Source organism: Thiocapsa sp. UBA6158 (assembly GCF_002423035.1).
Classification (GTDB): domain Bacteria; phylum Pseudomonadota; class Gammaproteobacteria; order Chromatiales; family Chromatiaceae; genus Thiocapsa.
This window is the reverse complement of the sequence record NZ_DIUM01000022.1, coordinates 600-10,423: the sequence shown is the minus strand read 5'-3', so window position 1 is coordinate 10,423 and position 9,824 is coordinate 600. Positions and strand designations below refer to the sequence as shown.

Annotated in this window: 8 protein-coding genes and 1 tRNA gene; 1 reads left to right on the top strand and 8 read right to left on the bottom strand. The window is 60.0% G+C overall.

Features of this window, described 5'->3' with window-relative positions; genetic code table 11:
* A partial coding sequence (locus tag B4N44_RS03680; RefSeq protein WP_296697042.1) for a choice-of-anchor Q domain-containing protein occupies positions 1–1,026 on the top strand: 1,026 nt, incomplete at its 5' end.
* A gap of 165 nt (positions 1,027–1,191) precedes the next feature.
* Here the strand turns inward: B4N44_RS03680 and B4N44_RS03675 are convergent.
* From B4N44_RS03675 to B4N44_RS03640, 8 genes are all read right to left on the bottom strand, one after another.
* The gene (locus tag B4N44_RS03675; protein ID WP_296697039.1) at positions 1,192–2,379 is read right to left on the bottom strand and encodes a GIY-YIG nuclease family protein; all 1,188 of its coding nucleotides are present in this window, start codon (positions 2,377–2,379) and stop codon (positions 1,192–1,194) included.
* The gene (locus B4N44_RS03670) at positions 2,372–4,462 is read right to left on the bottom strand and encodes a DEAD/DEAH box helicase (RefSeq protein WP_296697037.1); all 2,091 of its coding nucleotides are present in this window, start codon (positions 4,460–4,462) and stop codon (positions 2,372–2,374) included. The genes B4N44_RS03675 and B4N44_RS03670 overlap by 8 nt, the downstream gene beginning before the upstream one ends.
* On the bottom strand, positions 4,455–4,667 hold the full coding sequence (locus B4N44_RS03665; RefSeq protein WP_296697035.1) for a YgiT-type zinc finger protein: 213 nt from the start codon (positions 4,665–4,667) through the stop codon (positions 4,455–4,457). The genes B4N44_RS03670 and B4N44_RS03665 overlap by 8 nt, the downstream gene beginning before the upstream one ends.
* An 11-nt stretch (positions 4,668–4,678) precedes the next feature.
* Positions 4,679–4,990 (bottom strand): DUF4258 domain-containing protein, encoded by a 312-nt coding sequence (locus B4N44_RS03660; protein WP_296697034.1) that lies wholly within the window; start codon positions 4,988–4,990, stop codon positions 4,679–4,681.
* Between the two features lie 9 nt (positions 4,991–4,999).
* Entirely contained in the window at positions 5,000–7,798 is a 2,799-nt protein-coding gene (locus tag B4N44_RS03655) for a class I SAM-dependent DNA methyltransferase (RefSeq protein WP_296697032.1), read from the bottom strand.
* An 803-nt stretch (positions 7,799–8,601) separates the two neighbouring features.
* A tRNA-Ser gene (locus tag B4N44_RS03650) sits at positions 8,602–8,697 on the bottom strand.
* Positions 8,698–8,742: 45 nt separating this feature from the next.
* Positions 8,743–8,961, bottom strand: coding sequence for a carbon storage regulator CsrA (gene csrA, locus B4N44_RS03645; RefSeq protein WP_007192647.1), 219 nt, complete (start codon positions 8,959–8,961; stop codon positions 8,743–8,745).
* A gap of 260 nt (positions 8,962–9,221) precedes the next feature.
* The coding region (locus B4N44_RS03640) for an ACT domain-containing protein (protein ID WP_296697026.1) at positions 9,222–9,824 on the bottom strand (603 nt) is incomplete at its 5' end.

The window sequence follows — 9,824 nt, the reverse complement described above, 5'->3', positions numbered from 1 at the left end:
GGTGATCCTGAAAAGCACTATAATCAGACGCCAGGTACCGGTTTCTACATCGACCCACCAATCACCATCGACCCAAGCAACCTCGACAAGGTCGATCCGCTTTTCGTCGATCCCGAGAACGGGGATCTGAGTCTCCTGCCCGGTTCACCGATGATCGATGCAGGTTATCCAGGCACGCCGAATCTCCCGTCAACCGATCTTGCCGGCCAACCACGGGTCATCGGCGGAGTGGTCGACATTGGCGCCTATGAGTTTGACGATGGTGTCATTCCGAGCGCTCTGTTGAACTCGGCTGTACTACCCTACGCCCGTGCCGTTGCAATCGGCGACACGGCAACTGCCTTTGCAAGCGTCATCAATAGTGGCAACGCAACGGCGACCGACTGCTCGATTGAACTACCGGCTGGAATCCCGGCGTCCTTCGGCTACCAGACGACCAATGCCGCCAACGCGCTGATCGGTACTCCCGGCACCCCGGTCGACATCACACCCGGCGCCACCCAAGGCTTCGTCTTCGGCATCACCCCGAGTCAAGCAATGGCCGCGACCGAGATCCCGCTGGTGTTCGACTGCGCCAACACCTCCCCGGCACCCAGCCACGCCGGCCTCAATACCTTCATCCTCTCCGCGGCGGCGAGCGCGCCCCCGGATCTGCTCGCCATCGGCGCAACCCCGAGCGGTGACGGCGTGGTGCGTCTGCCGAGCCGTACCGGCATCGGCTTCTTCGCCACGGCAGCGGTGAACATCGGCAGTGCCGGGTCGATCACCGTCAGCGCCGACGATGGCGGGCGAGGACTACCGCTGAACCTACAGGTCTGCGAGACCACCCCGTCAGGAGAATGGATCGTCTGCGGAAACAACCTGACACGTTCGGTCGGTGCCGATCAAACGGCTTATTACAGCGTTTTCGCCACCGGCACCGGTCAGCCGATCGCCTTCGATCCCGCCAACAACCGACTCTTCCTGCGTTTCGCCGCGAACGGGACGACGGTGGGGGCGACCAATGTCGCGGTGACAGCGCCGTAGCACGACGATGGCTGGCTGCGCGCTGGTGAGCGCCCGGCACTCGCGGGCGACCTGGACGGGTTCCCCGCACAGGTCCTCGATACCGTGATCGGCATCGCCAAGCACTGACTGAGTCGCATGCACGGGCGCCGAAGGGCGTCCGTCACCCAACTGCGCCTTCCCGACTCAGCCAGATCGTTCCACGAGCGCCGCGGTTGTCGTGTCGTAGAGGTACTGCGTGATGGTCCCGTCCCGGATCTTCTCTACAGCCTCGTCAATCACATGCCGCGGTACGAGAAACCATTCCCTGGGAACCACGGGGAACCCGAACCGGTCCTTGATCTCGATCTCCAGACGTGCCGAGCCGAAGATGCGATGGATCAGGTTCTCCAGCTTGGTCCTATTGATGTTGTACAGCTTATAGGTCGCGACCACCTCCACATCTGCCATGAGGAAGGTCGGGTCGAGCTTGGCATTGGCGATGCGCTTTCCGACATCCATGCCGGTCACGCCGATCTTGTGGATCAGCTCCCGATTCTCGGCGATCAACGGCAGCGCTGACTGGCTGCGCAGCACATAAATCGTCCCGCTCGCGTGATCCTCTTCGTCGGCGATACCCTCGAACAGCGGCCCCGGATTCGGGTCGGTGATCCGCCGGCCCGCCTCGTCCTTGGTTAAGGCCCGCTGCAGGGAGCGCATGAGCATGTTGCTCTCGGTTCCGTTGTCGAAGATGACGCGCAACCGCGCATCGCTATCCCCGTACTCCTGCATGAATACCTCGCCCATCTCGGCGACATAGACCTTCTGTCCGCCCAGGATGAAGAAGCGCCCCGGCTCGATCTCGGCCTTCATGCCGAAGGGACGTGCGCTGCGCACGCCGGTGTCGAGGTCTTGTTGCACCTGCGCGAACAGCGGCTTGAAGCGCACGAAATCCGCACAGGGTTGGCGGCTTGCCACCTCTTCCGCCGCGCGTTTTTCGACGCTGGATCGCACATGGCGCAACTGCGTGATGTCCGACGCCTCCGCCTCGACGCCGAGCATCGCGAGCAGCTCGGCATCCTCGACATCCTCCGCAATCGCCTCGGTCACCTCCGGCACCTCGGCGTTCAAGAGCCCCTGATGATCCAGCGGTTCGAGCAGCGTTCGGCACTCCTCCAGCTCGCGCAGTCGATCGAGCCGCACGGCATAGAGGCGCTCGAAGATGTCGCGGTCTTCACCATGCAGGGGACCGCGCCCGTGCTCGTCGTAGAAGCGCTGGATCTCTTCGAACCCCGCGATGATGCGTTCCTCCCGCGGAGTGCGGGCAGACTGCTTCTCGGGGGTGATCTCGACACCCAGGGCATCGAGCAGCTCAAGATCGGACAGCTCATCCATTGTGCTGTGCCTCCACCGCCTTGCGCTGGAGGAAGACGACACCTTCGGCCATGCGTCGCTCCCACGGATCCGCGGATGTGATGGACGGCAGACGACCACGCTCCTGCTTGAACTTCAGTGCCCGCTTCGCGAGATCGCGGGCCTCCTCCATGCTGAGCTGGATCCGCTTTGCGGCGATGATGGCCTGCACCTGCTTCAGACTCTCCTCGCTCATGGTCTTCGCCAAGATGGCGTACGCCTCGCCGAAGGGATTGATGCGGTCGATCAAATCGATGTCGAGGTCACGCACATCCATGACGAACTTCCGTACGCCCTGGATGAAGGCCGTGTTGGCGCCTTTCTCTGAATCGCCCGAATCGGCCTCAGTGCCGTCCCCGGCAACCTCTTTGCCCTTTTGGGTCAAGTTGAGCGCCGCGACGGCATGCTGGCGAACCGCCTCCTGGTCTTCCGCGTCGAGTTCCGGGTACTTGTCTTTGATGATCTTGCCCATCCGGACCTGTGTCAGTTCCTCCGGCACCAGCTCCTCGTCGAACAGTCCGCGCTCGATGGTGGTCTTATCCTGCACGAAGGCGGCAATCACCTCGTTGAGGTCCTGCCGACAGATCCGCTCGCCCTCCTTGGTCTTCGGCTGGGCCAGACCCTTGATCTCGATCTGGAACTGCCCCGTGTCCTCGTTGATGCCGACGTTCTCCTTCGTCGGCTCATAGCCCTGCTCGCCGTAGTCAAAGCCGCCTTGCGGGCCGCTCTCGGGAGTCTTGGGCACGAAGGTGAAGCGGGGCGCGAGCACCTGCTCCATCAGCAGGCTGGCGGCGATGGCCTTGAGTGTGTCGTTGACCGCCTCGGTCACCGCCTGCTCGGAGGCATCGGGTTCGGCGATCAGGTTGGTGAAGCGCGTCCGGGTCTTACCGGGTGCATCCCGCGTGGCGCGGCCGATGATCTGCACCACCTCGGTGAGGCTGGAGCGGTAACCGACCGTGAGCGCATGCTCGCACCAGATCCAATCGAAGCCCTCCTTGGCCATGCCGAGCGCAATGATGATGTCGACATGGTCGCGATCCTGGTTGAGCACCGGATCTTTCAGCGCCGCGGCCACCCGCTCACGCTTGCCGGGGTCATCATCGACCAGGTCCGCGATCCGCAGGTCCCGGCCTTCGGGTGTCGTCACGCGCTGAAAGCCGGTCACCGGGTCCGTGCCCTGCCACTCACCCAACTCCTCGATGATGTGCTCGACCTCGCGAATCTTGTCCTTGGTGCTCTCGCGAGAGTTGACGTTCGGGATATGCACGATGGTCTTCTCGGCCGGATCCAGCACCTTCAGGATGTGGTCGGCATAGGACCCGGTGTAGAAGAAATAGCCGATGTCGAGCCGCTTCAGGTAGGCGTAGCCGTTGAGCTGCTCGTAGTAGGTGTAGGTCACGGTGTCGAACTTGGCCTCGTCGCCCGGCGCGAGCACCGCCGCGGCATCACCTCGAAAATACGAGCCGGTCATCGCCACCACATGCACCTGATCCCTCGCCATGAACTGCCCCAGATGCGCGCCGAGCTTGTTGTCCGGGTTCGCCGAGACATGGTGGAACTCGTCCACCGCGATCAGGCGGTTGTCGAAGGCATCCACCCCGAACTGATCCACGGCAAAGCGGAAGGTCGCATGGGTGCAGACCAGCACCCGGTCGTCGCTGTCGAGGAAAGCCTTCACCGACTTCACCTTGCCGCCGTCCTCTCCCGGTGCGTTGCAGAGGTTCCACCGCGGCTGCACCGTCCAGTCGGCAAAGAAGCCGAACCTGGAGAGTGGCTCGTCGTTGAAGCTCGCGCCGATGGACTTCTCGGGCACGACAATCACCGCCTGGCGAAGCCCCTGGTTGTAGAGCTTGTCCAGAGCGATGAACATCAGCGCCCGGCTCTTGCCGGAGGCCGGAGGTGATTTGATCAGCAGGTACTGCTCGCCGCGTTTCTCGAAGGCGCGTTCCTGCATCGGGCGCATGCCCAGCTCGTTGGACTTCGTCGAGCTGCCGTTGCCGGCGTAGGTGACGGAGACGGAGGGGACCTGCCCCAGGCCTGCGCGACGCTGCATGGGTTCAGACATACCGGTAGACGGGCGTTTCGATGACTTTCGCGGGTGGGCGGCCGCTCTTGATCAGGGCCTGGATGTGCTCGACGGTCTCCGGCGAGAAATACTCCTCGCCCGTCTCCTGGCAGACGCGTGCGGGCACCTGCTCGATGAGATAGAGCTGGCCTTGGTACTCGATGGTGTAGTTCACCGTGGTCTCGATCAGTGTCTCTTGCATCATGCGCTCCTTCCTCATGCGTCGCGTCTGATCCGCGCATCGATCCACAGTGCCGGATCGGGCTCATACAGGGTGATGATCTTCAGCAGCGGTCGACTGGGATAACTGCTAACCGCATGGAGGGCTCGCCCGGCATGGGTAACGCCAAGGAGCAGACAGCTCGGACCGTACTTGTCGTTCGGATAGTCCTCGATGATCGCCGCAGCCCCTAACATCGCATCCTCGAACTCCGCGATGCTGATGTCCCGGCGGATGCTCTGATCCAGTGCATGCCTGGAGAACTCGTACTGACGCGCCCGAATCTTGTCCTGGATGGCCTTGAGCATCGGCGTCGGCTAGGTCCGGGCCTCTGTTCCTGCGCCTGCTACGGCGCGCTGCCCTGCCTTGTCTCGTCCGCCCTTGGCCGCGGTCATCTTGGTATACATCTCGAAGAGCTTCTCCAGCCGCTCGGTATCGTTCTTGAATCGGCGACCGATGTAGATGCGCTCCAGCACCTCGTCGTTGCGGTCATGGGCGGCGCGCAGATCAGCCGGCATCGTCTCGGGATCGTAGAGATCAGCGATGGTGGCCGGAAAATGCCGCTCGCGAGTCAGGAGGATGTCTTCGGCGCAGCGGGTGAGGTCGGATTTGTTCTTCTCGGTGAGTTTGGGAACGGGGAAAGTGTTCCAGCCGAGGGTGTTGGAGTAACGAAAGTCTGTTTTAAGCTTACCGCAGACGGTGGCGATCCAGACCAAATGCAAGCGGGAAACAGCAAGTGCTAAAGCCCACAATGGCGCATCGAGCAGCATGAATGCTAGGTTTGATATGACAGTTCCGGCAGGAACCAAGCCAGCAGGGAACCATTCTCGACGTTCGGAACTGACAGATGGAACAATAATAGCTGATTTTGTTGGAATGCCAGCCCGATGTTGAAACCGATGAGGAACGAAAGCTAGGCTTTCACGAGCCTCTTTTTTCTTGCTTGCCCTACGCACAGCCGCGACAGCGTTTAGCCGATTGTTTACTTCTGCTATTGTTCGGGCCTCAGTAACTCGCGCATCTGAGATGACGAGGCAATATCTGTTTTTTCCTTTGATAAAATCATCAGATCCCATGAACGGTCTAATATATAAGTCAGTACAAGCATCCGATCTCAACATCAACTCTCTCTCACGGAAGGAAAGAATCAAATTACCATTATCGTTCGGAACGCTGCCGGTGCACAATTCCGGAAGTGCCGAGATAGGCTTTGGTAAACTCGTTACCAAAGTATCTTCGCCTTCAATTAGATAAGCATTTATACTAGAAACGCCCTTTGAGAAAGAGTCTTTAAAAAAAATAATCTTCTTCTTGTCGCGATCTTTCGGAGCCAACCCAACGATCACGCATGTCACACCGGCATTTTTTGCAGCATTATTTGTCCATTTAAAGGAATGGTGAGCAAAAAATATCTCGATGTTCTTGCTCAATACGTGAGGCCAAAGCTGAGGCAGTTGCCTCCCCTGCGATATAGAGTTCGTTGCTACTAGTGCAGCAAGAGCGCCGGTCTTATGACAATATTCGGATGCTAAGACAAACCAACAGCCAACATAGTCAATATAACCGTACTTATCAGATAGGCGCCCGAAAATAGCCTCCATGTCATCAAGCTGAACATTTTCCTTCTTTCCCTTTCCTGAGTAAGGCGGATTCCCACAAATATACGTCTCCCCACCCTCATTCTCGAAATCAATCTCCGCCTGATCGAGCGGGGTCTCGAACAAGTCATCCGCCTGTAGTTTCACGCCCGTCCCGGTCGGCGGACAGATGCTCAACCAGTCGAGCCTGAGCGCATTCCCGCAGGTGATCCAGTTCATCGCCTCCAACGGCAGGAACTCGGCGAGCGCCTCCTTCTGTCCGCGATAGAGCAGGTCGCACTGGTACTCGGCGATGATGAGCGCAAGCCGGGCAATTTCGGCCGGGAAGTCGCGAATCTCGATGCCCCGGAAGTTGGTCAGCGGGATGTCCGACTTGCGCCCGATCTCGCCACGTCGGCGATTGATCTCGTCCTCGATGGCGCGCAGTTCCTTGTAGGCAATGACCAAAAAGTTGCCCGATCCGCAGGCTGGATCGAAGATGCGGATGCGGGCGATGCGGTTGCGCAGATTGAGTAGCTTGCGGGGGTTGTTGCCCGCCTCCTCCAGCTTCTCGCGCAACTCGTCGAGAAACAGCGGGTTGAGCACCTTCAGGATGTTCGGCACGCTGGTGTAGTGCATGCCCAAGGCCCCGCGCTCCTCGTCCTCGGCCACCGCCTGGATCATGGAGCCGAAGATGTCGGGGTTGATCTTCTGCCAGTTGAGCTTGCCGATGTGCAGCAGGTAGGACCGGGCAATCTTGCTGAAGCGCGGGACATCCGTGCTCTCAGAGAACAAGCCGCCATTGACGTAAGGGAGGACGTCCGCCCAGCGCGGCACCTTCGCCTCCGCCCGCTGGCGGTAGGGGATGTTCATCGCGCGAAACAGCTCACCGATGATCTCGTGGGTGTTCGAAGAGTCCCGCGCGCTCATCTGCTCGATGGTCGAGGTGAAGATCTCCTTGCCGCCGAAGATGTCGGTGTCTTCGGCAAAGAAGCAGAAGATCAGCCGCGCCATGAAGTGATTCATGTCCGAGCGGCGTTCTGCCGTGCCCCAGCCAGGGTTGTCCTTCAACAGCTCGACATAAAGCCGGTTCAGCCGGCCGGTCGCCTTGATGTCGAAGGAACTCTCGCGGATCTGCTTGACGGTGGTGATGCCCGCCAGCGGGAGGAAGAAGCCGAAGTGATCCGGAAAGTCCGGGTAAGCACAGGCAACCGTCTCCCCGGAGCCCAGGTCCTCGGCCTCCAGATCGACGCCATCGGTAGCCAGGACGAGCTTGGCCTTAGCCCGCGCAGTGGCAGGGCTCGCCTTCAGCGCGGCAAGGGTCTTGGTCACCTCCCCGACCGGGCAGGTCGCGATATGGATATTGTTGGTTTGGAGCACACCGCCCAGGTCCGACTTGTTGGAGACGCCCGAGCGCAGCCGCTTGAGCGTCGTCTCCTTGTTCCCGAAGGCCGCGAGAAAGGCGAGCGGAAACTCCTCCGCATCGAAAGGCTGCTCAGCCAGGGCGGAAACGGCTTCTTCAATCTCGACAGCGTTCATCGGTCAGCCTCATGGCGTTAGCTCTTCATCCTCAGCGTCTCGTGACCCTCGTCAGCCCAGTCTTGCGCGAACCTTACCGCGCAGGATCGGGTCTCGTTCCATGACAGGCGCATGAGGTCAGTCATCCTTTTTTCGACATGAGCACGGCAAGAGCGCACGGACACGCCGCATGCCCGTCGGGCGCGACGACTTGCCATTTGGGGATGACGTCCTCCGGGAACATGCGTGGGTCATCCTTGAGTCTTCGCTCGACCGGTCGGTCGATCCACGGGCCAGGCGTTGCTCCATGATGTCTTGAGGGACAATGCCCGCTGATCTTACAACACACCTCACGACGCGACACGATCGGACTTAGCGCGAAGGTCTCATACCCGCCCGCTGGAACGCCCAAGACGGCGCCGAGGTCGCGGTGGAGCCGACCAGGCCCGACGACAAAGCGCAAGTCGGTGCTGATCACATGACGCCGCTTAAGGAGTTACGAAGATCCGCAAGGGCTAAGACGCCCGAGGGCTGTTATCCGAGAGCGGTCGAAGAATTCTCGACGCGGAGATCGTGGGTGCGTCCAACCTGCCGACACGACCGTCAGTGCGACGGGCGAAGTACCGAGGTCGGTCTGCGGAGGGTGCCGAGCTTGGCACGGCGGGGATGGATGTACCAGGCAGGGGCGTGATCAGCGACGACTCGTCGACCGTTCGTCGGATCGTAAAGCCGGTTTCACATTGTCGCGGGGGTGGACCGGAAGGTGGACTGAGATCAGGTATCTCTAGAAAAATCTTTCTTAAACAGTTACTTAAAAATTATAATGGCGGAGAGAGAGGGATTCGAACCCTCGATAGGGGATTAGCCTATACTCCCTTAGCAGGGGAGCGCCTTCNNTTCAGCCACTCGGCCATCTCTCCGACGCCCGCGTATTTTATCCTGACTACGCGTCCTTGGCTACAGACTCAGTCGAGGCGAGTTCCCGGCGGAACCGCTCCGGCGATCGGACCACCCTCGGCTTGCTCACGTTTGATACGCTCGTAAATCTCTTCACGATGCACGGCGACGTCGCGAGGTGCATTAACCCCGATCCGCACCTGATTTCCTTTCACACCGAGGACTGTCACTGTAACTTCGTCACCGATCATGAGGGTTTCGCCAACCCGGCGAGTCAGAATCAACATCGCTTAATCTCCCTTCCGTTCCCTTTTCCGATTGGATGAAAGTACCCGAACCATCAACCAGACGTAACGCGAATCGATTGTCTCGAAGGCACAACCATACGTAAGTCGGGCATGAGAAACCTAGTCTCATTGCAGGATCTTAGCACCTGCCTGCAAGAAGCAGAAAGTTTTGCACACCGACGTGGATAATTGTTCTCTAAAACCCGATTCCAAGAGACCCCCTCGGATTCGAGCCGATCGAGGGTCGACGCGCATCGCGATTACGGGCTGGGTGATTCGTGTACACCGAGCCCGAACGCCTCATGCAGGGATCGCACCCCGAGCTCAAGATACTTCTCGTCGACCACGACCGAGATCTTGATCTCGGAGGTTGAGATCATGCGGATATTGATCCCTTCTTTGGCCAGTGTGGAGAACATGAGGCTCGCGATCCCCGCGTGGCTGCGCATCCCGACCCCCACCAGCGAGATCTTTACGATCTGGCTGTCTCCGAGCACTTGGCGTGCTCCCAACTCCTTCGCCGTGCGATCCAGGATCTCCAGTGCGCGCGGAAAATCGTTGCGGTGCACGGTGAAGGTGAAGTCGGTCGTCGCCTCTTGGGCGGCGACGTTTTGGATGATCATGTCGACTTCGATGTCGGCGTCCGCGATCGGCCCGAGGATCCGGTAGGCCACGCCAGGCTGGTCCGGTACCCCGAGCACGGTCAGTTTGGCCTCGTCGCGACTGAAGGCGATTCCGGAGATCTTGGCGTCTTCCACGATGTCTTCCTCGAACGTAATGAGCGTACCCTCGCCTTCTTGGAAGCTCGAGAGCACGCGCAGGGGCACCCTGTATTTACCGGCAAACTCGACCGAGCGGATCTG

Bases quoted from the DNA above. Each gene is read 5' to 3' on its own strand.
- B4N44_RS03655 (WP_296697032.1), bottom strand. From the start codon at position 7,798: ATGAACGCTGTCGAGATTGAAGAAGCCGTTTCCGCCCTGGCTGAGCAG.
- B4N44_RS03670 (WP_296697037.1), bottom strand. From the start codon at position 4,462: ATGTCTGAACCCATGCAGCGTCGCGCAGGCCTGGGGCAGGTCCCCTCC.
- csrA (WP_007192647.1), bottom strand. From the start codon at position 8,961: ATGTTGATTCTGACTCGCCGGGTTGGCGAAACCCTCATGATCGGTGAC.
- B4N44_RS03675 (WP_296697039.1), bottom strand. From the start codon at position 2,379: ATGGATGAGCTGTCCGATCTTGAGCTGCTCGATGCCCTGGGTGTCGAG.
- B4N44_RS03660 (WP_296697034.1), bottom strand. From the start codon at position 4,990: ATGCTCAAGGCCATCCAGGACAAGATTCGGGCGCGTCAGTACGAGTTC.
- B4N44_RS03665 (WP_296697035.1), bottom strand. From the start codon at position 4,667: ATGATGCAAGAGACACTGATCGAGACCACGGTGAACTACACCATCGAG.